Annotated in this window: 25 protein-coding genes; 2 read left to right on the top strand and 23 right to left on the bottom strand. The window is 34.5% G+C overall.

The window, feature by feature from the left end:
- Positions 1 to 197: 197 nt before the first annotated feature.
- The 21 genes from BAQ44_RS31475 to BAQ44_RS21300 all read right to left on the bottom strand — a co-directional run bounded on the left by BAQ44_RS31475 (position 198) and on the right by BAQ44_RS21300 (position 17096).
- Positions 198 to 290 carry a putative holin-like toxin gene (locus tag BAQ44_RS31475; protein WP_001289320.1) on the bottom strand — a complete coding sequence of 31 codons (93 nt, stop codon included), beginning with the start codon at positions 288 to 290 and terminating at the stop codon, positions 198 to 200.
- A 196-nt stretch (positions 291 to 486) separates the two neighbouring features.
- Entirely contained in the window at positions 487 to 1599 is a 1113-nt protein-coding gene (ssuD, locus tag BAQ44_RS21200; protein WP_063259991.1) for an FMNH2-dependent alkanesulfonate monooxygenase, read from the bottom strand.
- Positions 1600 to 1675: 76 nt separating this feature from the next.
- Positions 1676 to 2524 (bottom strand): ABC transporter permease, encoded by an 849-nt coding sequence (locus tag BAQ44_RS21205; protein ID WP_071723564.1) that lies wholly within the window; start codon positions 2522 to 2524, stop codon positions 1676 to 1678.
- A 16-nt stretch (positions 2525 to 2540) separates the two neighbouring features.
- Positions 2541 to 3527, bottom strand: a complete 987-nt coding sequence (locus tag BAQ44_RS21210; RefSeq protein WP_071723566.1) for an aliphatic sulfonate ABC transporter substrate-binding protein — start codon at positions 3525 to 3527, stop codon at positions 2541 to 2543.
- Positions 3528 to 3545: 18 nt separating this feature from the next.
- On the bottom strand, positions 3546 to 4301 hold the full coding sequence (locus BAQ44_RS21215; RefSeq protein ID WP_071723568.1) for an ABC transporter ATP-binding protein: 756 nt from the start codon (positions 4299 to 4301) through the stop codon (positions 3546 to 3548).
- A gap of 181 nt (positions 4302 to 4482) precedes the next feature.
- Positions 4483 to 4995 (bottom strand): ribonuclease FAU-1 family protein, encoded by a 513-nt coding sequence (locus BAQ44_RS21220; protein WP_071723570.1) that lies wholly within the window; start codon positions 4993 to 4995, stop codon positions 4483 to 4485.
- Positions 4996 to 5149: 154 nt separating this feature from the next.
- Positions 5150 to 5635: an NUDIX hydrolase gene (locus BAQ44_RS21225; protein WP_071723572.1), complete on the bottom strand. Its 486-nt coding sequence runs from the start codon at positions 5633 to 5635 to the stop codon at positions 5150 to 5152.
- Positions 5628 to 6677, bottom strand: coding sequence for a hypothetical protein (locus BAQ44_RS21230; protein ID WP_071723574.1), 1050 nt, complete (start codon positions 6675 to 6677; stop codon positions 5628 to 5630). Before BAQ44_RS21230 ends, BAQ44_RS21225 begins: the two co-directional genes overlap by 8 nt.
- Before the next feature lie 11 nt (positions 6678 to 6688).
- A complete protein-coding gene (locus BAQ44_RS21235; RefSeq protein WP_063259998.1) occupies positions 6689 to 7162 on the bottom strand; it encodes a tetratricopeptide repeat protein in 474 nt (157 codons plus the stop codon).
- Positions 7163 to 7299: 137 nt separating this feature from the next.
- Complete coding sequence (locus BAQ44_RS21240; protein WP_071723575.1) at positions 7300 to 7989, bottom strand: phosphopantothenoylcysteine decarboxylase domain-containing protein; 690 nt, start codon at positions 7987 to 7989, stop codon at positions 7300 to 7302.
- Positions 7990 to 8004: 15 nt separating this feature from the next.
- Positions 8005 to 8802 (bottom strand): AAC(3) family N-acetyltransferase, encoded by a 798-nt coding sequence (locus BAQ44_RS21245; protein ID WP_131801867.1) that lies wholly within the window; start codon positions 8800 to 8802, stop codon positions 8005 to 8007.
- Positions 8803 to 9013: 211 nt separating this feature from the next.
- Positions 9014 to 10261, bottom strand: coding sequence for a glutathionylspermidine synthase family protein (locus tag BAQ44_RS21255; RefSeq protein WP_071723577.1), 1248 nt, complete (start codon positions 10259 to 10261; stop codon positions 9014 to 9016).
- 20 nt (positions 10262 to 10281) lie between these two features.
- Entirely contained in the window at positions 10282 to 10893 is a 612-nt protein-coding gene (locus tag BAQ44_RS21260) for a hypothetical protein (protein WP_071723578.1), read from the bottom strand.
- A 189-nt stretch (positions 10894 to 11082) separates the two neighbouring features.
- Positions 11083 to 12273 (bottom strand): DUF418 domain-containing protein, encoded by a 1191-nt coding sequence (locus BAQ44_RS21265; protein ID WP_071723579.1) that lies wholly within the window; start codon positions 12271 to 12273, stop codon positions 11083 to 11085.
- A gap of 312 nt (positions 12274 to 12585) precedes the next feature.
- A complete protein-coding gene (locus BAQ44_RS21270) occupies positions 12586 to 12996 on the bottom strand; it encodes a GNAT family N-acetyltransferase (RefSeq protein WP_071723581.1) in 411 nt (136 codons plus the stop codon).
- A 56-nt stretch (positions 12997 to 13052) separates the two neighbouring features.
- The gene (locus tag BAQ44_RS21275; protein WP_071723583.1) at positions 13053 to 13991 is read right to left on the bottom strand and encodes a DMT family transporter; all 939 of its coding nucleotides are present in this window, start codon (positions 13989 to 13991) and stop codon (positions 13053 to 13055) included.
- A 70-nt stretch (positions 13992 to 14061) separates the two neighbouring features.
- The gene (locus BAQ44_RS21280) at positions 14062 to 14583 is read right to left on the bottom strand and encodes a DinB family protein (RefSeq protein WP_071723585.1); all 522 of its coding nucleotides are present in this window, start codon (positions 14581 to 14583) and stop codon (positions 14062 to 14064) included.
- Positions 14584 to 14598: 15 nt separating this feature from the next.
- Positions 14599 to 15099, bottom strand: a complete 501-nt coding sequence (locus tag BAQ44_RS21285; RefSeq protein WP_061679636.1) for a GNAT family N-acetyltransferase — start codon at positions 15097 to 15099, stop codon at positions 14599 to 14601.
- Positions 15100 to 15133: 34 nt separating this feature from the next.
- Positions 15134 to 15679 carry a GNAT family N-acetyltransferase gene (locus BAQ44_RS21290; protein ID WP_071723587.1) on the bottom strand — a complete coding sequence of 182 codons (546 nt, stop codon included), beginning with the start codon at positions 15677 to 15679 and terminating at the stop codon, positions 15134 to 15136.
- 15 nt (positions 15680 to 15694) lie between these two features.
- Positions 15695 to 16396, bottom strand: coding sequence for a nucleotidyltransferase domain-containing protein (locus BAQ44_RS21295; protein WP_071723589.1), 702 nt, complete (start codon positions 16394 to 16396; stop codon positions 15695 to 15697).
- Positions 16397 to 16412: 16 nt separating this feature from the next.
- Positions 16413 to 17096 (bottom strand): DNA alkylation repair protein, encoded by a 684-nt coding sequence (locus tag BAQ44_RS21300; RefSeq protein ID WP_071723591.1) that lies wholly within the window; start codon positions 17094 to 17096, stop codon positions 16413 to 16415.
- Between the two features lie 371 nt (positions 17097 to 17467).
- On the opposite strand from BAQ44_RS21300, the gene BAQ44_RS21305 reads away from it, so the two are divergent.
- Together BAQ44_RS21305 and BAQ44_RS21310 are read left to right on the top strand one after the other, a co-directional pair.
- Positions 17468 to 18295 carry a peptidoglycan-N-acetylglucosamine deacetylase gene (locus BAQ44_RS21305; protein WP_061679632.1) on the top strand — a complete coding sequence of 276 codons (828 nt, stop codon included), beginning with the start codon at positions 17468 to 17470 and terminating at the stop codon, positions 18293 to 18295.
- Between the two features lie 284 nt (positions 18296 to 18579).
- Positions 18580 to 19254, top strand: coding sequence for a TerC family protein (locus BAQ44_RS21310; RefSeq protein ID WP_063260012.1), 675 nt, complete (start codon positions 18580 to 18582; stop codon positions 19252 to 19254).
- A gap of 55 nt (positions 19255 to 19309) precedes the next feature.
- Here the strand turns inward: BAQ44_RS21310 and ltaS are convergent, their stop codons facing one another.
- The gene (ltaS, locus tag BAQ44_RS21315) at positions 19310 to 21283 is read right to left on the bottom strand and encodes a lipoteichoic acid synthase (protein WP_071723833.1); all 1974 of its coding nucleotides are present in this window, start codon (positions 21281 to 21283) and stop codon (positions 19310 to 19312) included.
- 531 nt (positions 21284 to 21814) lie between these two features.
- A complete protein-coding gene (locus BAQ44_RS21325; protein WP_063260013.1) occupies positions 21815 to 23440 on the bottom strand; it encodes an ABC-F family ATP-binding cassette domain-containing protein in 1626 nt (541 codons plus the stop codon).
- Positions 23441 to 23721: the final 281 nt, after the last annotated feature.

The raw sequence follows: 23721 nt of genomic DNA on the forward strand, positions 1-23721 counted from the left end.
ATGAAAAGACACTGTGTTATAATAAGTATGAAAAGAACAATACAATCACATAAACCAATTATTAATTGTATATAAATAAAAAAGACTAGTGTGCGGCTACACACTAGTCCACGTAACTTAGCAGATTGGATTGTTCATTTATCCTATTTGTTTCTTACAAACAAAACAACCCACATTCTATTGGCATAGGTGGGTTGTTATTTTTTGAGCTTGTCTATTAAAACGACGACGAACGTTAACAATGCAACGAGAAACAGTCCACCCTGCAGTAGCAACGCTATTTCACTCACGTATTATCACCCCCCTCCTACTTTGGAGAAGTGATAATTGAACAACCAACCGTACCTTAAGTTACTATTTAATTTTACCATATTTTCTAATAGTTTACGATGAAAACCCGCAAGTGAAATACTTGCGGGTTTTTTATGCTGTATTAACAGGAAGTAAACCAAATGAAGCAAAACATAGGTGAAACTTTAATCCTCACTATTTTTTTAATGCATATGCATCAGCAATCATTTCACCAACAATTTTATTTTCTTGTTTCTTCTCGTCTTTCAATAATGGGAATAATAATTCTGCTACTTCATACGCTTCTTCTAAATGTGGATATCCTGATAAAACAAACGTATCAATTCCTAACGCTTCATATTCTTTTATTCTATTTGCTACTGTATGCGGATCTCCCACAAGAGCAGTACCTGCACCACCCCTTACAAGCCCTATGCCAGCCCATAAGTTAGGACTTATCTCTAACGACTCTCTCGTACCTTTATTTAAATGTGTCATTCGTTTTTGACCGACTGAATCATATCTTGCAAATGTTTTTTGAGCGAGCTCAATTGTTTCATTATCTACATATTGAATTAACCTCTCAGCCTCTTCCCATGCTTCTTCTTCTGTTTCTCTTACAATTACATGTAATCGGATACCGAATCTTACTGTACGCCCCTTCTCTTCTGCAAGTTTTCTTACTTCTTCGATTTTCTCTTTCACTTGCTCTGGTGGTTCGCCCCACGTTAAATATACATCACTATGTTCAGCTGCAACTTCTTTACCTGCAGCAGACGATCCGCCAAAATAAATTGGTGGATACGGTGTTTGAACTGGCGGGAACACGACTTTACTATCTGTAACTTTAATATGTTTTCCTTCTAAAGAAATACTTTCTCCTTGTAGCGTAGATTTCCAAACTTTTAAAAATTCATCTGCTACTTCATACCTTTCATCATGTTCAAGATATAATCCATCCCCTTGCAGTTCGACTGGATCTCCTCCAGCTACTACATTAATAAGTAACCTCCCATCTGAAATTCTATCAAATGTAGCTGCCATTCTCGCTGCTACTGTCGGTGACATTAGTCCGGGTCTAACTGCTACTAAAAATTTTAATTTCTCTGTCTCAGCGGCAAGTGCCGATGCTAATACCCATGGATCTTCACAACCTTGACCAGTTGGAAGTAACACACCCGTATATCCTAAATAATCAGCTGCCTGTGCAACTTGTTTATAATAACCATATTCAGCTGCTCTTCCTCTTTTTGTCGTTCCTAAATATCGACCATCTCCATAAGCTGGAATAAACCATAACAAATCCATAACTTTACACATCCCTTATTTTTATTAAAACGTATACTGAAATACTCTATATAAATTACCCCTAATAATTTATATGTTAATTCCCTGTCTCTCCTTTAAAATTATCTCGCCATCTTAAAAATTTCACTTCTAGTAAACGTACGAGGGAGTCAGAAAACTTCCCGACGAATGCAAAGATAATAATACCGACAAATACGATATCTGTGTTTGAAAATTGCCTTGCATCCATAATCATATAGCCGATACCTTCAGTAGATCCCATAAGTTCTGCTACTACTAAACTCACCCATGCAACACCTAAAGATAATCTTGCTCCAAGTAATAGGTTTGGCAATGCGGCGGGTAAAATCAGTTTCGAAATTAATTTTCTTTTACTAAACTCTAAAACTCTCGCAACATCAAATAATTTTAAATCTACACCTCGTATCCCTAAAAACGCGTTTACGTATAAAGGAAAAAATGCGCCGTCCGCAATTAATAATACTTTCGATGTCTCTCCAAAACCGAACCATAGTACGAAAAGCGGTGCAACTGCTAAATGGGGCACAGTTCTTAACATCTGTACAGACGGATCTAAATATTGCTCACTTCTCGTTGAAAATCCAACAATCGTTCCTAAAATAATTCCTAAACTCCCGCCAATAAAGAAACCAGCCGCAGCCCTGAATACACTAATACTTAAATGACCGAATAACTCTCCTGTTTTTATAAGTTCTTGAAAAGCTAGAAATATATCTAATGGCGTTGGTAAAACAGTTTTAGAAACTAGATCGAATACGCCAGCTAACTGCCAAATAATTAATACGACAATTGGTATCGTGATCGCTCTTACTAACACCCTTACATTCGTTTTCCGTACTTTCTTTACATTGTTTTTGCCAATCGTTATACTCGCCCTTTTCATAACAGCTTTCGTATTCTCCAATTTACAAAACCTCTTTTCAATTCACCTTTAACGCTTTTTCTACGTAAGAATTGTCTACAACTTTATCTGTCTTTATTTCTTTCTTTATAGAACCGAGTTTATATTGAAAATCCGCTGTCTTTTGTTGTTCGGTTATTATTTCTTTCGTTACTGGAACTAAAATTGGCTTGTCGTGATCAAACACTTCTTTTACAATTTCAGCATCTATTTTCTTTGCAGAAGTATATATTTTTATTGCTTCATCTAAGTTTGACTCTTGCCACACACGTGCTTTTTCATAAACTTTAAGGAATTTCTCAACTAATTCTGGATGTTCTTTCGCAAATTTTGTTCGCGCAATTAAAAATTCCGGAGAAGAAACATTTAATTGTTCACCATCTGTAATAACCTTGGCACCTTTATTTAACGTATGTAACGAAATGAATGGATCCCAAATTGCCCATGCATCTACTGATCCTGATTCAAATGCCGGCTGTGCCTCATCTGGCTGCAACTGAATGACATTTACATCTTTCGTATTGATACCTTCTTTATCTAATGCTCGATATAATAAATTAAATGCGCTACTTCCTTTTGCTACTGCGATTTTTTTACCTTTTAAATCTTTTACACTCGTAATCTTGCTATCTTTTTGTACAAGAATGCCTGTTCCTTTTCTCGCATAACTTGTATTGGCGATTTCAGTAAATTCGATACCTGCTGCTTGAGCGGAAATAACTGGAGAGTTGCCAACTTCACCAAAGTCTAATCGATTTGATGCGATTGCCTCAAAATAAGGAGGTCCGCTTTGGAACTCTGTCCATTTCACCTTAACTCCTTCTTTTTTAAACTCCTCTTCAAACCATCCCTTTTTCTGCGCCAGTAAGAGCGGGCTTAATCCTTGTTGTATACCTATTTGAATGGTTACATCTTCTTTCTTACTACTTGCTGTACTTTTTTCGCATCCAAATAAAAATAGAGATATAGCTAACGCAAATGAAAGAACTTTACATGTTTTATTCATATATAATCCACCCTTTTCCTATATACTCGTTTGAACCAGTCCCCCATATTCAAACTGATATAGCACTTTCGTTCGAAGTTGTTGGAACGATTGAGAAGTTTTATTTCGAGGGTAAGGCAAATTATTTTCAATCACTTTATGTATTTTTCCAGGCTTTGCACTCATGATAATCATTCGGTTTGAAAGATATATCGCTTCGTCTATATCATGAGTGACGAATAACATTGTCGTTTTCTTCTGCTCCCAAATTTTTAACAGTACTTCTTGCAAATGACTTCTAGTAAAAGCATCAAGTGCCCCGAATGGTTCATCGAGTAATAATACATTCGGATCTCTTAATAAGGCTCTCGCAATCGCAACACGTTGTGACATCCCGCCTGAAATTTCTTTCGGATAAGATTTTTCAAAACCGTCTAACCGAACAATTTCAACCCATTCCTTTACCTTATCTTTTACATACTTATCTTTTAACGACAAATCTGCAGCAATATTTTCTTCAACTGTTAGCCATGGAAACAAGCGGTGTTCTTGAAAAATAAACCCTTGTTTCTTACTCGGTTTTACGATTTGCTCCCCATCAATAACAACCTTACCTTCAAATTCGTCATCTAATCCCGCAACAATTTTCAAAAGCGTACTTTTCCCACAACCACTCGGTCCGATTACAGTGACAAAATCTCCTCTCTCTAATTGAAAATTAATATCTTCTAATACTTGGACCGTACCAGTTTGTTTCGAAAAATATTTTGATACCCCATTAATTGAAACAGTCACTTTTCCCCCTCCTTGAAATGATTCATTTAAATGAACAGATTCAGTATTTATATAATAAAAAAACCAAAGGCATTTCATTACAAAATGAAATGCCTTTGGTTTCTCCAATCAGCTATACGTTATTGAATTACCTACATATTATACAAATATTTCCGATAAGTCAACTAGGTTTTAATGAACGTTATTTATTTTTAACAATGGTAGCAGTTTCTGAAATGATGTTCGGAAGCGATTCTTGAATTGTATTTTTGACTGTATGAAGAGCTTTTTCTACATATCCGTCTTCAAATTGTTCTAACGGCTCAGGCAATTCATCCTCATCCAATATAAAAAACTCTCCACTTGGAAGTACCATAATATCAAGGATTAAATCTTCGAAGGTTACCTCTTCATCCGTTATACAAGTATTCTTTACAATATTATAATAAGAACCTAGGTAACTCCCATCCCGATCTCTCCAAACGTATAAATTATATGGACGATTTCCCCAGTAATATGCAACCGTATAACTTCCTTTTGGGATCGTTAACTTCGTATCGTTTGCTGTCATAGTAAAAGAGTACTGTACTTCATGATATAAAACAATTTTATCTTGCTGCGTTTCTATTAATAAACAAGCATGATCTACAGTTGTAGCATCATAGCGAATTTTCCTTTCAATAATTTCAATCCCTGTTGTATGTAAGCAACTCATTTTTAAATTCCCCTTTAGTTGTAGTTCTTTCATTATAAACCTTTTTCCACTAAGAAGCCGTTCAGTGAATTCGTTTCTTGTTTTATTAATATAATCTCATTTTCTTGCCCACAAAAAAGCTCCTTCTAAGTTAGAAGGAACTCCAGTTGTATCATTATTTTATAACCCATGATTTATATGCCTTTACTTCTAAACGAAACTTAGATTCTTTTAGCCACTCTACAGCATTACATACAAGAGGAGATGAATTATCTTCAGTAATACTTTCTATTGGAATCCATCTAGCTCCTATTGAATCTTGACCTTCAAATTGTTCCGGTACTTTGAATTCACCTTCACACCTTTCAACAACGTAAAAAACTGCGATATGATGAACATGTGTGTACTCCTTGAATTTTGATGGGAATTGAAAATCAACTGTACCTATTTGTTTTACTACCTTCACTTTCAGCCCAGTCTCTTCTTTTATCTCTCTATGAAGTCCAGCTAATAATGATTCCCCCTGTTCTAAACTGCCTCCAGGTAAATCATACCGATTTCTATATGGACCTTTTATTTTATCAATTACTAATATGTTATTGTTTTCAATACAAATGCCGTACACACCAAACGCACGATGAAAATTAGTAGCATTATTCATGCTTCAACTTCTCCAAAACCGCATCATAAAACTTCCGTTCCTCATCAACATTTAAGTGGACACGACTTACTGTTTTAGAAAATCCATATAACAATTGTGCTTCCACTGGCTCTTTTAGTGTTATTTCAAATGTTGGCGGTTCCTTTATAAATTCCATCACAGTTGCGTCAAGGACCTCTTTCTCTTTCTTTAAAGATTCGCCTTTATAAAACGCAATTTTATCAATCTGTGTAAATGGTATAACAATTTTCTTTCCTAATCCGATTTGAATGATTAACTTTTCTTCCACAACAATGATTGGATTTTTACGCATTGCTTGTATTTCAGCTAAAAAATAAAACATTGCATATATGTTTAAGACAAGTAGAATCCATGCTAGTACTGGATTCCATTGATGAAGTAAATAATGAAAACCGATACTTTCTATTAAGGTAGCATGAATGATCATAATATATACACCTATTGCACCAGTCTTTTTGTGATAAGAATATACGGATTCACCTTTTGGCACTTTTTCACGCCACGATAACAATGCATAATAGATTAACTTACACTCTGTTACAATGATATCTACTAATTTATTTCTTTTCATAGTAGCATCAAACGCTGCATCAATGGCATAAGAAAATGAAGAATATTCTCTTCTATATTCTTTAAATCGTTTGAATGTTTCAGGAAGCACTTTAACGATTTTATAAAGAAGGAATAATTCTAGACCTACAAAAGCAATTTCTCCCACAACTATTATATAAGAAACGTTTGAAAAAGCTTGTAAATAGTTATTTGGAATAATAAATCTCGCAAAAATATAACCAGCTATTACAACCGGAAATATATACGTTAACGAGTATCTTTTTCGAATAATAAAGAAATACGTGATGACTGGAATTACAAACATACAATCAAGCAAAGAGCCAAGCACTACTTCTTTCGGAGCAGCTGGTACAATCGGAAGGGCATACAATAAATAGTTTGATAACAAGATGAAAAATATTAGTCCAAACCAAATACCTTTTCGCCTTCGTGATAGTGTGGCATTCATACGTTCACCCTCTATTTAAAAACCTCGTCTAAATGATTTTTATAAAATGAAATGGCACGTTCATATTCTTTTACTTCCTCTACTTTCAAAACTGTTTCAAGTAATAATTTCATCGCGGATTCATGATCGTTTACGTTATATTTTGCTAATGAGAGAAACACTTTAATCACATCATTATCCGGAAACTGCTGCAAACCTGTTTCTAAAACTGTAATTGCTTTGTCATATTCACCTATACAACGATATGTACTGCCAAGACCGATATATGCACCGCAAAGTGACTCACCATCAAGACCATTTGCAATTGCCTGTTCATAATACGGCAAAGCCTCCGTTTCAAGTCCCATTACATCATGTATCCAGGCACATTGAAACAGCACTTCGGCATCCCTCGTAAAGTTTGTTAACCCTATAAGTATCTCTCTCGATTGCGCATATTTCTTTTCATTTCTTAGTTTTATAGCTTGCTTTAATAAATGTTCCATAGAATCCACTCCTCACCAATTATTCTATGTATCCAACTTGAATGGTTAACGTTCGTGTAAAAGTAAAATTCTCATAAATTAAAGTTTCGCTTACCTATATATACTATGCAGATCCATTCTTATCCAAATACTTTTAATTACATAGTAGTGATACGATTACATAGTACTTCTAACCTTTTGACAATTTCTTTCGCTGTTTCATCTTTCCCGTTACATAACTTCCCTTTACCGTCTTGTCCAATTACGTGGTGTACCGCTCCCCGTGAATATAAAGAATGTGGTGAATTCGCAATCATTACACTTGCCTTCGCTTCTTCCATTCTTTTCTTCGCTCTTTCAAACAGTTCTTCTTCATTTATATCGCTTTCAAGTTTAAAGCCAACGAGTACCGTTTCTGGATCCCACTCTTTTATTTGTTTTAATACTTTTGGAGCCTTTTGAAAATGAATAATTGGTGCTATATCACTTGAAATTTTCCCGTTCATATCAAGAACATTACCATTTTGATCACAAATTTTGTCTACAATCCAATCTGATCCAGCGGCTGCCATAATAACCGCATCTACTTTTTCATGCGTAATTATACTTTTCATTTTATCTTGTAAATCAACAATTCCTTCAAATGGATGTAATTCCAATTGATTATTTATATCTTTCGGTTTTTCAGCGAAATAACCGTGTAAATATATAACATGTGCCCCTTTATTAATAAGCTTTTCGGCAATTATCCTCCCAATTGTGCCTTTCGCCATATTCGTATGACCGCGTACTTGGTCCCATTTTTCTAAACAACCACCACTCGTAATTAATACTTTTTTCCCCTTCATTGTAACCATCCCTTACTAATTTTTCTTACGAAACCATTCTGTTCCAAAGTCAACGATATCTCGTTGCTTCATAAGACGACACGTTGCATTTCCTATTTTTCCATTTGTTACAGTTCCTTTTCGCTCAAACTCTACACCAATTTCTACAAACTTATCAGAATCGTAATCCATATCAACAAACTCTTTCCATACTCTTTCACCATTCTCTATAATAGGTGCTCCTACTTTTATTAACTCACATGCACCAGTACGTACTTCAGATAAATGTACAGACGTATTGGAATCATACCCAACACCAATTAATAATACATATCCGTCTAAATCGTATATTCTTCTTAATGGAGATTCCTCTCCTAAACTCATTGATAGCGACTGATTCATCGTTATTTCTGCTGCATACTTTCCCCATGCGGCGAAACTTCCTAATGGATGGTTGCTACGTACTACATTCGGATATGTACGAAAACATTCAACTACTTTTCCCATCGCTCTTGTTGGTGTAATATGTGGCTCAAATGCCGGGACATTATCCCTGATAACTTGCCACCATTCTTCAGGTACAGGTGGTCTTGACCAATGTTTCGGATCAGATAAATCCGAAGATTGAGTTGGCATAATAATTGTTCCCTCTTCCGTAATCACTTTCATTAACGCCTCTACTACAGCAACTGCTCCGCCAGATACCCAACCAATAGAACTTAGCGAAGAATGCACAATAACCGTCATTCCTTTTTCTAACCCTAATTTTCTTAAATCATTTGAAATTGTTTTGATTGTATTTGGCAATGGTGTACTTGCCACTATGTCATTCATTTTCACGATTGTTCCCCCATTTTGTTTTAAACTACTACATACATATATTATCATATTTTTCTTAATTTTTAACTTAATCATTTTCATCCACACAACAAATGGTAATATATTAATTTTATATAACAACAGAAGAAAAATAAAGGCATTACGTCAAACAATAATAACACTAATATAAACGAAAGAGCTCATCAAAAATGATGAGCTCTTTCGTTTATCCTTCAATTGTAACCCCTGTAAACATCGATAAGTTTCCCGTGATTTTCTCACCTACACGTAAAAATAACCCTGCGGCTCTCCCACTAATACAGTGTGAACCAATTAATAGTTTACCAGTATACGGACCATCCCATGTGTCAATTGTATAGTCAGGCATTTCTATGTATTGCTGGTATATTTTTCGCTGTTCAAAGTAATACTCCGTTTTATCTCCAGCTAATAGTTCATCTTTTTCGTATATAGATACCCCTCCACCTTCACGGCCGTATAAAGGCTTAGAAACATATGGTTCATTTCTTTCTAAAAATGGCTTATTTGTAAAATATGTTGGTATGAAGTAGTTCTGAATGATTTCTCTCTCTTCTTTCTCAAAGAAAACTCCCTTTTCGAACAGTTGCCAAATTAATGCGAGTACACTTTTATTTTGCATAAGAAAAGCTGCAGGTGGATTAATGATTTTCACTCTTCCTTGCGCTATATGATCTAAAAACTGAAGTCCAATTCTTTTCCCATTTTTATCAGTATCTGAAACTAAATATTCAATTGGATATAGTCTATATAAATAATGGATTCGTTCACCATTTTGCGCATATATACCATCATCTGCAACGACGATATCTTGTATTCCTATATAGTCCGTTGATTGAGCTAAGCAATAGCTTCTTAAAAATTGAACTGTTTGATGATCTTCATCGTGCCAATCATAACTAGTAAAATATATCGTCTCGATAGGACTTATATTATAGTCATGTTTAATTTGTTCCCACGCCTGCACAATATGCTCTTCTATATGATTTGGATGATTCACATCGTGATAACGGCACAACACTTCATTTGCGACAGACGGCTCTAAATAACCTGTTGGTGTGTCACAATTTATTTCTATTAATTTTATATCTTCACCATTTACGATAAAGTCAAACCTTGTAAAATATGAAAACAAACCAATATGTTTCATTCTCGCAATTTCCCACGTTTCAGCTGGGTATCCTAGTTTTTGGAAATCTTCTGTCGTATTTACAATATATTGATACGTTCTATATAATACATACATAATTTCCTCTGTCGCTTTTGAAATTGCAGTATACGTGTTTACTGGCATACGATACATACCAGTTGCCATATATTGATTCCATTCTTCTTTCTCTAAAAGGCTCGGCCATGTAAATCCATTCCTACCAGCCTCTTCCGCAAGTGAAAACCATACTTTCATATACTCTTTTTGCTCTTGTTCTGTATACATGACTCCATTTTCCTTTCGTATTATGATCCAGCTGGTGCTTTTGCATTCCCAATTCCACTGGAACCAGAATTCACTTTCGGCGTTTGTGTCGTAGATGATTTCGGCGTATTTGTATCTGGCGTCACTTTATTTGAGGAATTTGGCTGTTGTTTATTTAAATCCACTTTATTGGAAGAGTTATTATTGTTACTGTTAGTTCCGCCGTAAGAACCTCCACCACCGCTTCCACCAGTTCTACTTTGGTCTTTTTCACGATATGGAATAACATTATTTGCATACGGTTTCTTCATTATATTTGGTTTTGCTGTATAATTCATATTTGTAGTTCTGCTTGCTAGTAAATATCCTGCTACGAATGGAAGTATTGGTAAATGTGAATTTTCATTATACGATGAAAATGACGGATTCATTTCCTGACATAACTCATCATTTTCGACATTTTCATTAGTAGGAGTTTTATCGTCACAATTTAATGTTTCTTGTTCATTACCTTGTTTTCCACCATCTGTTTTAACAGCTGTACTTTCTTTCTGGGCCGTTTCTTCTTCGTAATCGCCACAACCCGTTAATAAAAAAGATGACACCCCTATTGAAGTAGCAATTTTTATAAATTTACTTTTATCCATTCTCATGTTTTATACACCTAATTCCTTTTATCTATATTTTTCCAGATATCTTTATTATATAATGTATATGTTAATTTTTTCAAACTAAACCCTATATGCACATTTGCATATTTTATGCTTTTTATTCCATGAATGAAAACAAACTACCATTAGATTATAATTTTATTTATAGACTATAATAAATTGAAAGACGACCTAATACCCAGGTCGTCTTTCAATTGTTTTATTTTTATATATTAAACGTCTCAATAAAATCTCTAATGGCCCATTCAGATTGTTTTTCTCCATTATTATAGCTAATATGACAGACAATATCCAAATACTTATAGCTACCAATGCAGCAAGAGCGTTACTTACATGCCCTCCTAAATCAAATGCTACAGGTGATAAAAGTATAACAAGCAGTGCCTCATTCAAAACAAAAAATGTTAATGAGCGCTTTCCCAAAGCAATTAATGAAAGGCTATAGTACCCTAGATTTTTCAATCTGCTCCCTATTATACCGAAACCCGTTGCATATGCTAATCCTCCAACAATTCCAGTTAAAATGTGGATTCCATTTATCATTCCAGCTGTAAATACACTTGGATACCATATAGTCCCTATAAAAGATAGAGGCAAAGCACCTATTAAGGATATTACTAATCCTATAATTGTTATAAAATATAATTTTTTCAAATGTTGCTCTGGTTTTATTAATAATTGATATCTAGCAATCCACAAACCAAGAATTACCGAAGGAAGAATTGGGAACATAAAATGGATGAGAACAGGTATAAAAGGAAAGAAAAGTAATCGCATCATTGTAGTACTTAGATACGTGTCTTTTGTTGAAACATCTGGTGAAAAACCATAATCGCCTATTGCTTGCATATTAAATCCCCATATTATTGGAATAAAAATGATATACAATATAGTGATAAACGTAAATGTTCGAATTAATGTTTTCATTTTACACTTTAATAGCGGGCTAACAAGAAGCCCCGCTACACCATAGGCCATAAGAATATCTTGCCCTCCAATTAAAACTGCTAACACAACCCCAAACAGTATTAAATACCAAGAGCGTCTTCTTACTATTTTTACAGCATGATTTTCATTTTTCCCTTTTGATATTTGCCCTTCGAGTGCTAGAACCAAACCGTAGCCTAATAATACGGCAAACATCGCTCTTGCACGGTTATCAATTATGAATATACCAAAAAGGTTTACAATTTGATCAAAGAAACTACCGCTTTCCACCCTATGCATAATTCCAGGATCTGCAGCATACAAGTAAAGCGGCGCATGGGCAAGTACGATTAATAGTAACATAGTACCTCTTGCTAAATCTAATGAGACTGCACGCTTCTTCTCAATTGCTCCATTATTTATTGATTTACTCATATTTTACTTCCTTCCTTAGCAGCAACTAACCATTCCGATCCCCCTTACATTTTTATCAAAAACTAACAACTAGTTGCTATTAAAATTAGAACCCATTAAGTGAAACTTTAAGCAGTGGCGGTATCGTTCATCACCCACTGATTATTATTCTGTACCAATTGGGCTTTTACGGGCTTCAAGGCTTCCACCTAGCAGCTTCCTTACTCCAGCCGAATTTTGAGGTGGGAGTTTTACTGTCCACTAATAGCGGGATACATATAAAACGAACTATTTCTTCAAATCCTATTCCGGATATTATATTCTAAGATGATTTTAATATGTTTTATTTTTAAAATACACATGAAACCTTTCAATCCCCGGATACTTTTCTCCTAAACTTTTAACCTGAAAACCAATTTTCTTATAAAATTCTACTGCCTCTTTGTCTGTCTCTGCTTCTACATAAGTCAATTGATGTAGTCTTAATACGTCCTTGATCATTTGCAACGCAATTCCTTTATAACGATATTGCGGAACGACTGCTATATGGCAAATTCTCGCTTTATTTGCTCCGATTATTTCAATACCTATACAAGCTTTTTCTTCATATTTATAAAAAGTCCCTTTATTCTTTTCATAAAATAAAACTGCTTTCTTTAAGCTAGTTTCACTTGGACCAATTGCATACTGTAGTACATGTAAAATTGGATTTTTTTCAATTTGTTCAACACGCTGTAAATTCATTCTTCCATCCCTTTCTATGAAAAAAGACTAGCTCTTTATAAAAAGAGCTAATCTCATTACGCCGTTATTTTTTCTTCTTTCTTCACAACGACCGCTACATAACTATGTAGTATCATTCCGACAATAACAAGACTCATACCAATCCAAGATAAAGATGACGGAATTGGAGCAGATAGTAAGATGAGCTCTCCTACTAGCGCAAATAAAACTTCACCGGATTGTGTTGCTTCTACTGTTGCTAGTTTTTGCGGATCATCTTTTACAAGATCTGTCGCAAAGAAGAATAATACTGTCGCGATTAAACCAGAACTAACTGCTACAATAAAACATTGGAAAACCTGGCTACTTGACGGTAGCCCGCCTGTTGATACTTCATAACCAGATAGTAAAAACCAAAATGGTAAACTTGCTAATGTCATACCGAGAACTCGCTGGAATACATCTAACTCTCCTTTACAAACTTGCATCATTTTCCGGTTTCCAAGAGGATACGCAAACGCTGCAATAAAGACAGGAACTACACATAAAACAGTTTCACGAATTCCTAATGAAGAAGCATGTTCTACTTGCATGAGTACAACACCACATAAAATAATACCCGACATAACTAATTCCTTCATTGGAAGTTTTTTATGTAATGGATCTACTGCAAAAAATGGTGTTAACAAAATCCCTGCAACGATCGTAATTTGCCATGTAGATGCAACGAGCCAACCAGGTCCAAAAGCTCCAGCAAAACTAAGTGGTGCATAGAAGAGACCAAATCCTACGATACTCCACACTAGCCATTCTTTCGGATTATTTTTCATATATTGAAAGAGTTGCTTTAAATTACCTCTATACATGACAATAAGTAAAAGCATTGGAACCATAAAGTAGTACCGTAATGAAGCACTCCAAATCCAGCTTCCACCTTCTAAGTCCATTGCCCGGTTTAAAACGAAGGTAAAGGCAAAGAAAAATGATGCCAATATTCCTACTGCAATAGCTTTCATTATAAAACCCCTTGTTTAGTTTCTTCTTAATACTATACAACAAATTAAATATAATTAAAATTCGAAATCTTTATCTCACATCTATTCTAGCCCTATATAGTTTTCTTAACTGACTAATATGAGCTTGATGGTACCGATTATGATCGGCTATATGCCATATCCCCCACCTTATAGTTGCATTTTCTCCCATTTCATAAAAAACTTCCCGTGTTAAATCATTTTCTGTTAGTTTCATACATTCCTCATATAACATACGTTGCACAGCTTCATAATCTTGCATTAATTGTTGCAGCGTATGTTTTCTTAAAATTGGCAGTTTTCCTACTTCATTTAACATAGGTCCATATATATTTTCAAGTGCTAATGGAACTGCTTCTCCTTTTAAGCGATACACCCAATGTAAATCAACAACTGATAAATGTTGAAGGAGTTGCCCAATATTATTTTCAATATTTTCTGCCCCTTTAAAAGACAGTTCTTTCTCACCAGTACCTTCTACTAACTTTTGCAATCGTTTATATGTATCTGTAACCATCGCATACAAAATCGCTACTTGTGGGTTCATATTTTTATCTAAATGGAGATCTTTCATACTAAACTCCCTTTCTTACAAGAATAACACCATATATTCATCGTCACTATATACACCGTTCATTTTTAAAGCTCTTTTTTCGATTCCATACGTTTGAAAGCCCATTGATTCGTATAATTTTTTTGCTGGTTCGTTTGTGGACACAACACCTAGATTTAATTGTTCCAAATTCATTTCACTTGCCCTTTCAATTGCCTTACGTATTAACTCACGTGCAAGGCCACTTCTTCGATTACTTGCATCTACATACATCGCAACGATATGACCTTTATGTTTATACGCCTCTTTCTCTTCTGTTAGTAAAGTGACAACTCCAACTAATTGTTGATCCTCATTAAAAGCACCAAATGTACAGCTAGTATTAGCTGTTAAATTACTTTCCACTCGCTTAATCGGATTTTGCTGGCGAATCGCCTCTTCATAAGTTGTTACAAATGCCTCTGGATTTACTTGTAATGCTTGTAAACGTAACTCCCAATATTGTTTCGCATCCTCTTTCGTAAGTAATCGAATCATACTATTCCATCCCCTTTAAGTTAACATAATATTTTTATAAACTACTATTTATAGATTTGTATTCTTCTCTTAACATACTATAACGATAACGATGAATGAACTTTCCTTGACGTAATCGATCATTTCTCATTAATCCTTCACAAACAAAGCCAGCCTTTTCATAACTCTTTCTAGCTTGAAAATTATCTTCATCTACACGTAGCCAAACTTTTTCTAATTCAAATTCAAAGAATGCTTCATGTAACATACTATATAGGGCCGCTATTCCATACCCTTTCCCCCAGTAATCTCTATTACCAATCGCGATTCCCAGTTCTGCATTTTTATTTGTTTTATCAAAGTTTTTAAGATCTACCCATCCAATATGTATGCCGTTCTCTTCAGTGATAGCTCTTTGTTCATAACCATTTTTTCGATTTATACATGCTTCAATCCATTTTTTCGTATCTTCACGAGTGAACGGTGGATATTGATCTGGTACAACTAGATGTTTTGTTACTTTTGTATCTAATGACCATTGATAACGACTTTCTACATCATCTAGTGTCAGTTCTCTTAATTGAACGAATGGTACATTCATTGTGCTATCCCCTTTTTATTTTCCTATAGAAAACCCTTCGAACATCCTTCCTCCATACTGTTCTAGCGTTTTTTCTACAAAAGTAATTAATTTACTTTTCTCTCCCGTTGTATAAAAATGATCGAACGCCGCTACAAATTGATCTGCATATTGTTCATCATATCTTCTAAGTACCCTTATAAACCATTTTGAATTTCCGAGCCATTTACCATTTACTCTTAATACATATTCATGTACTAAATCAGCTAATAAATTCGCGATAAACAATTCTTCTTCTCTTTTTGTCGCCCCGATAAAGTCATCCAAAGTATCCGTAATAAAATATCGCTTCTGCTTCATCATTTCTTCAGTCCATTTAGCTGGTCCTTTATTTAGTAAACCATTTGCTTCTCTTTTTAATTCCTCAACAATTTCATTTTCACCTTTTAATACAATTCCCTCTGAAACTAATTGTGGCAATGAGGGTCTTCCGCGATCACAATCCATTTTAAAAAAGGTTTTATACGTTTCAAAATTATGTACAAACACCTCAACGGGCCATCCATTACTATAAAAAGATTCTCTATAACAAGATGACAAACTACGATCTATTATTACAATGTCCAAATCAGATGTTTTTGTCGCTTCTCCTCGTACAACACTTCCTCCCAGTAAAGCTACATCACAATTCGAAAATTGTGATGTAATGATGCTTTGTGCCGCTTCCATTGGTTTCATAGCCGTTCTCCTATTCTTATTTCACTTTCTTTTGTTCAGCTCTTTCTTTTGTTTTTTTAATATAGGCTTCTGCATCAGGTGTTTTACATGACGTTGCTCCGTGATCAACCTTTACTTTTCCAATTTCACGTGCAATTTCAATCGCTGTTTGCTCTAAGTCTTCATTACGAATTCCTATCGCGATTAATGCACTATTCATCGCTTCTTTTTTTCTATTTTTTTCATTATGTATATTTACTTTAATTTCTTCTAAATACGGAGAGAAGAAATCATCTTGTAACGTTTTATTTTTAATCGCTATATTTGCTAATAAAGACCAGCCTGCTCTTCCAATCCATTCATCATCAGACTTTGTCCATTCTTCCATTCTTTCTATCGCGATTGGCGACGTACAAATAGCGTTCATCAAAACGTCCATTAAACAATAATAATCAACTTCCTGTACCCATTTATTTAGTTGTGCTGTCGTAACTTTCTTCGGATCTAAAATCATAGTCGCTAAAGTCATTGCATCCATATTTTTTGTTTCCCATAATAAAATCGCTAAATCATGATCTTTTTTTATCTTCTTTTTTAACAATTTTAAATTAGCAAAACTAACTCCAAATAACGGCTCTTTCGCCCCATGATTTTTAAAGATCTTACGATTTTGTTCTGTTCCATATTCCTCTAGTTGCTGCATTACTTCTTCAAGTAACATATGCCCACCTCTTTTATATTTTGTTGACTCCACATATGTATGTACGTTATATTCTACATTATTTTCTTGTTTTCCTATATTTATTTTTTAAGTTCGGTAAGTGAAATTTTACAAACGTGCTTTTAAGCAACAGACACTCTTTTTATTAGCATAATCCCCCACTAGCACACTCATTGAATTTACCATATATGGATACACAAATTACATGCATTCTCATTCAATTCTCGTTTCATTTTAGTCACCTGTAAAACATTGAAATCTTGCATACTTTTGACCAAACTTTTTTGTGCTTGTAAAAAAGTTTTTTTGCAATTACCGCCCTATAATTGCTAATATAGTAGAGTAGAACTTTTATAGAGAGAAGGAAAATTATGCACAATGGAATTCGAATGACAACTTTAGTAAAAAGGGCTATGTTGATTTGCGCGGGGATATTATTTACATACGAAGCAACTTTAGGATCAACACATACTGCTCTAGCAAGTACAGAGGATGAAACAAAATCTGTTCAACTTGTAAGTGAAATTCAATCATCTCTTGCACCGAAAGAAGCTCCAAAACAATATAACGGGCAAGTTAGAAAAGTCGCTTACTTAACATTTGATGATGGTCCTGGAAAATACACAGCCGAGCTTTTAGATATGTTAAAGAAAGAAAATGCAAAAGCAACATTCTTCCTAATCGGTTCAAATGTAAAAGCATTCCCGGAACTTGTAAAACGTGAAGATGCTGAAGGCCACTATGTTGGGATGCACAGTATGACTCATAACTACAAGAAACTTTACACTGAAGGTCATTACGTAGATGAAATGAAAGAAGATCAAGGCTTAATCGCTGGCGTTCTAGGTAAATCACCAGTATTAACTCGCCCATCTTACGGCTCAATGCCAGGGTTAAACGAAGCACTTCGCAACAAAGTTGTCGAAAATGGATTAAAAGTTTGGGATTGGACAATTGATTCTTTAGACTGGACATACAACAAAATGCCTGTTGATGCTGCATCAGCTAAAATTGTACAAAACGTTGTAAATGGAGCTGACAAGCCAACAGAAGTTATTCTAATGCACGATATTCATCCACAATCCGTTAAAGCAGTACCTGGAATTATTAAAGGACTGAAAGAAAAAGGATATGAATTAGAAAGTTATAATGAGAACGAACACTTCCCATTAAACTTCTGGCACGATAATCGTATGTAATGTGAAAGACTCTATTTCCTCTAGTAGGTTATTGAGTCTTTTTTTCGTATTGGGCATTACTTCTCTTATATTCGATTCCCCCTTCTTCCTTTATATCAATGGGATATAAAAACCACATTAATTTAACTAAAAAACAAAACATGTTATTCTAAAAACGACTAGTACGAAATTAAAACATATATATCAAAATACAGTAAGAAATTATGGATTGAATATACAAATTCAATCCTATTTTTATATTATCAACACTTTAGCACATATTACTCTTAAGGAGTGATGTGTATATGGATTTCTTTTCAACCGAATATTTGTCTGCCCTACTTGCCATCATTGTAATTGATTTAGTGTTAGCTGGGGATAATGCCATTGTAATTGGATTAGCAGCAAGGCGATTACCGAAAGATCAGCAAAAGAAAGTGATTATATGGGGTACTATCGGGGCAATCGCGATTAGAGCCCTCGCTACCTTAATTGTCGTTTGGTTATTAAAAATACCAGGACTACTTCTAATTGGTGGTGTACTCCTAATATGGATTGCATACAAGTTAATTGCTGAAGGCAAAGATCATGATATTAAAGCAGAAGAAGGATTTTGGTCTGCTATTAAAACCATTATCATTGCTGATGCATTAATGGGTATTGATAATGTGCTCGCTGTTGCAGGAGCTGCGCATGGTAATTTTTCTTTAGTCATCATCGGACTATTAGTATCCATTCCAGTCGTAGTATGGGGTAGTACATTAATTTTAAAATGGGTGGACCGATTCCCTGTCATCATTACAATTGGAGCAGCTGTTTTAGCTTATACTGCCGCGAAAATGATTGTAGATGAGAAATGGTTCGCTGGATTTTTCGAAAGTAACCCTTTCATAAAATGGGCCTTTATCATTATTATCATTGCCGGTGTAGTATTCTTTGGAAAAATGAAACAAAAAAAGAAAGATGTTTCTATATCATAACAACGTTATATGTACAAACAAAAGCGCTACTCATAGGAGTAGCGCTCTTTAATATTTATTTCGTTTCTCCGTCTTCAGTCGTCTTTACCTTCGTTTTATTTTTATCACGATGGTTATAGTTGTACTTCGAACGATCTACCGGTGTAAATCCTTCCGGTGTATAGAATCGTAATAAGTCACCGTTTACGACTTGGTCAGAGTATTTCAGTGATTTTTGAACCATTTGTTCATTTTGTTTTACTTCGTCTGTTAATTCAACAGGGTTACCAGTCGCTGTATCATAGTATTTGCCGTTCAGTGCAGTAACCGTTGGACTTACGAAGTTACCGTTACGGAATGGAACAACTTGTTTATGCTCTGGTGATAATAAATCTGATCCAAACTGGACATAATTTTTCGTATCTGTACCTAGTAAGTGTAATAGTGTCGGAAGAACATCAATTTCTCCGCCGTATTGATGTTGTACGCCACCCTTCATTCCTGGAACACGAATGATTAATGGTACACGTTGCAGTTGTGCATTTTCAAATGAGTTCATTTCTTTACCCATTATTTGAGACATTGCTGCGCCATGATTATCAGAAATACCGTAATGATCACCGTACATAACGATAATTGAGTTATCGTATAAACCAGATTGTTTCAAGTAATCCAAGAATCCTTTTACAGACTCATCTAAATAACGTGCTGTTTGGAAATACGTGTCTACTGATGAATCGCCTGTTTTAGCTGGTTCAATCGTCGCTTCCTCTTTATCAATCGGATAAGGGAAATGGTTTGATAACGTAATGAACTTCGTATAGAACGGTTGTTTCAATGTTTGTAATAATGGAATGGATTCGTTAAAGAACGGTTTATCTTTTAATCCATAGTTTACTACATCTTTTTCGTTCATATCGTAGTATGACGCATCAAAGAATTTATTAAAACCAAATGATTTATAAATCTCGTCACGGTTCCAGAATGTTTTATAGTTACCGTGGAACACTGCTGATGTGTATCCTTGTTGACCTAAAATAGCTGGTGCTGATTGAAACGTGTTATGAGCTTTATTTGTAAAAACAGATCCTTGTGGTAATCCAAACATTGAGTTTTCTAGCATGAACTCCGCATCAGATGTTTTACCTTGTCCTGTTTGATGGAAGAAGTTATCAAAGTATAACGTATTCGCATCTTTTGTAAATGAATTTAAGAACGGTGTAACTTCTTGCCCATTTAATTTATAATCGATTAAAAAGTTTTGGAATGATTCTAAATGAATATAAATTACGTTCATTCCTTTTCCTTTACCAAAGTACTCAGGATTTGGACTTGCATATGTTGATGTAAGATAATTTCTAACCTCAGTCATATTATCTCCATCAGCTAACGCTCGTTCTGTTGATGCTTTCGCACTTTGAATGCCATCATAAATCGTATAGTTGTATGCCCCTAAATATTTCACAATATAATTACGGTCAAATGTTCTTGTTAATAATTCAGGACGATCCGATTCTGCAAGACCTAAGTTAATGCTGAATAATAAAATACCTGCTACAAATACTAGTGATAATTTATGCTTCGCAACACGGATAGGTTTTGGACTTGCAAATTTTGTTGCGACTAAAACAATTAAAATGATTGTATCTAAGAAATATAGTGGATCATATGCGTGTAGTAATGCAAAAATACTACCACCTAAATCTCCAAAGTTATTCGTTTGTGTTAATGTCGGGAACGTAATAAAGTCGCTGAAAAAGCGATAATATACTACGTTTGCGTATAAAAGTATAGACATTAACAAATTAATAACAATTAACCAAATGTAAGCACGTTTCCCCTTTGCAAATAATGCGAGCCCTAAAAATAGAACTGCTGAGCTTAACGGGTTGAAAAACAGTAAAAACTTTTGGATTGTGTTGGATATCCCTAAATTAAATTCTGTCACATATGCTGCGTATGTTTTTAACCAGAATAAAACAACGGCAAACACAAAAAATCCAAAGTGATTGCTTAACACACTTTTGCTCTTTAATAAGAACTTTTTCATCTCTCCACCTCTTTTGATCATCCAAGGCTTATTTTGATATAAGTCTGTCTCTCTATTCAATTTTTAATCTCCAAATAGATTTTATTTATTTTACTATATGAAGAATATTAGTAATTATAATTTGAAGCTATTATTTATTCAACTATTTCTTTACAAATATTTTGACCTTGGTTTCTATTTAACAAAATAATTTTGTAACATTTTCTGTTTTCTCCCAAGTCTCATCCACTAATTATGACTCCACATACTATAAACCTTTATTCACTGCTTCGCAAATAAATATGTCTCCAGTTCTGGAACATTAATGTAATATAATGAAATTCACAATAGAAAGCATTTGTTTTTTTCGATGTATTTTACATCGCTTCATGCATTTCAAGTTTATTCATGATGCAGCCATTTCTATAGTTGCAACATCAACAGGTCTTTCCTCACCTAAAGTTATTTCTGTATAATTATTCACAATTCATAAAAACACTTATTAGAAAAAAACCTCGCTCTCATAACGAGAGCGAGGTTTTTCATCATTTATTATTGACCTTTGTACATTGCATCTACTTGTTTTTGAAGTTCTTCATTTTCTAAGAACTCATCGTAAGTAGCCTCTTTATCAATTACACCGTTTGGCGTTACTTCGATAATGCGGTTTGCAATTGTTTGTACGAACTGATGGTCATGAGATGTGAATAACATTGTACCTTTAAATGCGATTAAACCGTTGTTTAATGCAGTGATAGACTCAAGGTCTAAGTGGTTCGTTGGATCGTCAAGTGTGATTACGTTCGCACCACTTAACATCATTTTAGATAGCATACAACGAACTTTTTCGCCTCCAGATAATACAGAAACTTTCTTCTTAACTTCTTCACCTGAGAATAACATACGGCCTAAGAAACCACGTAAGAAGCTTTCTGACTCATCTTGTGGAGAGAATTGGCGCAACCAATCAACTAAGTTGGAGTCACTGTTCTCAAAGTATTTAGAGTTATCTCTTGGGAAGTAAGATTGAGATGTTGTAACGCCCCATTTGAATGAACCGCTATCTGGCTCCATTTCACCCATAAGGATTTTAAATAATGTTGTCATCGCAATATCGTTACGACCGATAAATGCAACTTTATCACCTTTATTTAAAGTGAAGTACACATTATCTAACACTTTTTCACCATCAATTGTTTTAGAAAGACCTTCAACAGTTAATAAGTCATTTCCTATTTCACGCTCAGGTGTAAAGCCAACAAATGGATAACGACGTGATGATGGTCTAATATCATCTAATGTAATTTTATCTAATAATTTTTTACGAGAAGTTGCTTGTTTCGCTTTAGATGCGTTTGAGCTAAAGCGTGCAATGAAGTTTTGTAACTCTTTTACTTTCTCTTCTTTTTTCTTATTAGCATCTTGTGTTAATTTTAAAGCTAATTGGCTTGACTCATACCAGAAGTCATAGTTACCAACATAAAGTTGAATTTTACCGAAATCAAGATCAGCCATGTGCGTACAAACTTTATTTAAGAAGTGACGATCATGGGATACAACGATTACTGTATTTTCAAAGTTCATTAAGAAGTTTTCTAACCATTGAATCGCTTTTAAGTCCAAGTGGTTGGTAGGCTCATCTAGTAATAGAATGTCAGGTTTACCGAATAATGCTTGAGCAAGTAATACTTTTACTTTCTCTGCCCCAGTTAATTCTGACAATTTCTTATCATGAACATCTTCACCAATACCTAAACCTTTAAGAAGGATTGCAGCTTCTGATTCTGCTTCCCAACCGTTAAGCTCAGCGAACTCACCTTCAAGTTCAGCAGCACGCATACCATCTTCATCACTAAAATCTTCTTTCATGTAAATGGCATTTTTCTCTTGCATAACTTTATAAAGTTGCGTGTGACCCATAATTACTGTTTCTAATACTGGGAACTCTTCATATTCGAAGTGGTTCTGTTTTAATACTGCTAGACGCTCACCTGGCGTAATATGTATGTCACCTGTTGATGCTTCAATTTCTCCAGATAAAATCTTTAGAAATGTCGATTTACCAGCACCGTTTGCTCCGATTAAACCGTAGCAGTTACCTGGCGTGAATTTTATGTTAACATCTTCAAATAATTTGCGATCCGCGAAACGCAAACTAACGTTACTTACTGTAATCATTTGTGTCCTCCTACTAATACCGCTTATTTCAGCGTTTTCTCACCGATTGTCTTAAAAAATCGCATATTACGACTCAATTATTGTAGACTATAGCTATTATATAGTAGAAGATGGATGAATAGCAACGGTTGATTGCTATTCATCCCTTTTCTACCTTGAATAAAATGTATGTTTTTAACGAAACAATATTATATAGAAGCAAATTTCATAATGAATAGAGATATGAAAGATGAAGAATTTGCAAAATATAAAGATGTGATAGATAAATTTATTAAATAAGA

This window comes from Bacillus mobilis (assembly GCF_001884045.1).
GTDB lineage: Bacteria > Bacillota > Bacilli > Bacillales > Bacillaceae_G > Bacillus_A > Bacillus_A mobilis.

Coding starts and splice junctions, on each gene's coding strand:
- ssuD (WP_063259991.1), bottom strand. CDS start 1,599: ATGGATTTGTTATGGTTTATTCCAGCTTATGGAGATGGTCGATATTTA.
- BAQ44_RS21210 (WP_071723566.1), bottom strand. CDS start 3,527: ATGAATAAAACATGTAAAGTTCTTTCATTTGCGTTAGCTATATCTCTA.
- BAQ44_RS21220 (WP_071723570.1), bottom strand. CDS start 4,995: ATGAGTTGCTTACATACAACAGGGATTGAAATTATTGAAAGGAAAATT.
- BAQ44_RS21225 (WP_071723572.1), bottom strand. CDS start 5,635: ATGAATAATGCTACTAATTTTCATCGTGCGTTTGGTGTGTACGGCATT.
- BAQ44_RS21230 (WP_071723574.1), bottom strand. CDS start 6,677: ATGAATGCCACACTATCACGAAGGCGAAAAGGTATTTGGTTTGGACTA.
- BAQ44_RS21235 (WP_063259998.1), bottom strand. CDS start 7,162: ATGGAACATTTATTAAAGCAAGCTATAAAACTAAGAAATGAAAAGAAA.
- BAQ44_RS21240 (WP_071723575.1), bottom strand. CDS start 7,989: ATGAAGGGGAAAAAAGTATTAATTACGAGTGGTGGTTGTTTAGAAAAA.
- BAQ44_RS21245 (WP_131801867.1), bottom strand. CDS start 8,802: ATGAATGACATAGTGGCAAGTACACCATTGCCAAATACAATCAAAACA.
- BAQ44_RS21255 (WP_071723577.1), bottom strand. CDS start 10,261: ATGTATACAGAACAAGAGCAAAAAGAGTATATGAAAGTATGGTTTTCA.
- BAQ44_RS21260 (WP_071723578.1), bottom strand. CDS start 10,893: ATGAGAATGGATAAAAGTAAATTTATAAAAATTGCTACTTCAATAGGG.
- BAQ44_RS21265 (WP_071723579.1), bottom strand. CDS start 12,273: ATGAGTAAATCAATAAATAATGGAGCAATTGAGAAGAAGCGTGCAGTC.
- BAQ44_RS21270 (WP_071723581.1), bottom strand. CDS start 12,996: ATGAATTTACAGCGTGTTGAACAAATTGAAAAAAATCCAATTTTACAT.
- BAQ44_RS21275 (WP_071723583.1), bottom strand. CDS start 13,991: ATGAAAGCTATTGCAGTAGGAATATTGGCATCATTTTTCTTTGCCTTT.
- BAQ44_RS21280 (WP_071723585.1), bottom strand. CDS start 14,583: ATGAAAGATCTCCATTTAGATAAAAATATGAACCCACAAGTAGCGATT.
- BAQ44_RS21285 (WP_061679636.1), bottom strand. CDS start 15,099: ATGATTCGATTACTTACGAAAGAGGATGCGAAACAATATTGGGAGTTA.
- BAQ44_RS21290 (WP_071723587.1), bottom strand. CDS start 15,679: ATGAATGTACCATTCGTTCAATTAAGAGAACTGACACTAGATGATGTA.
- BAQ44_RS21295 (WP_071723589.1), bottom strand. CDS start 16,396: ATGAAACCAATGGAAGCGGCACAAAGCATCATTACATCACAATTTTCG.
- BAQ44_RS21300 (WP_071723591.1), bottom strand. CDS start 17,096: ATGTTACTTGAAGAAGTAATGCAGCAACTAGAGGAATATGGAACAGAA.
- BAQ44_RS21305 (WP_061679632.1), top strand. CDS start 17,468: ATGCACAATGGAATTCGAATGACAACTTTAGTAAAAAGGGCTATGTTG.
- BAQ44_RS21310 (WP_063260012.1), top strand. CDS start 18,580: ATGGATTTCTTTTCAACCGAATATTTGTCTGCCCTACTTGCCATCATT.
- ltaS (WP_071723833.1), bottom strand. CDS start 21,283: ATGAAAAAGTTCTTATTAAAGAGCAAAAGTGTGTTAAGCAATCACTTT.
- BAQ44_RS21325 (WP_063260013.1), bottom strand. CDS start 23,440: ATGATTACAGTAAGTAACGTTAGTTTGCGTTTCGCGGATCGCAAATTA.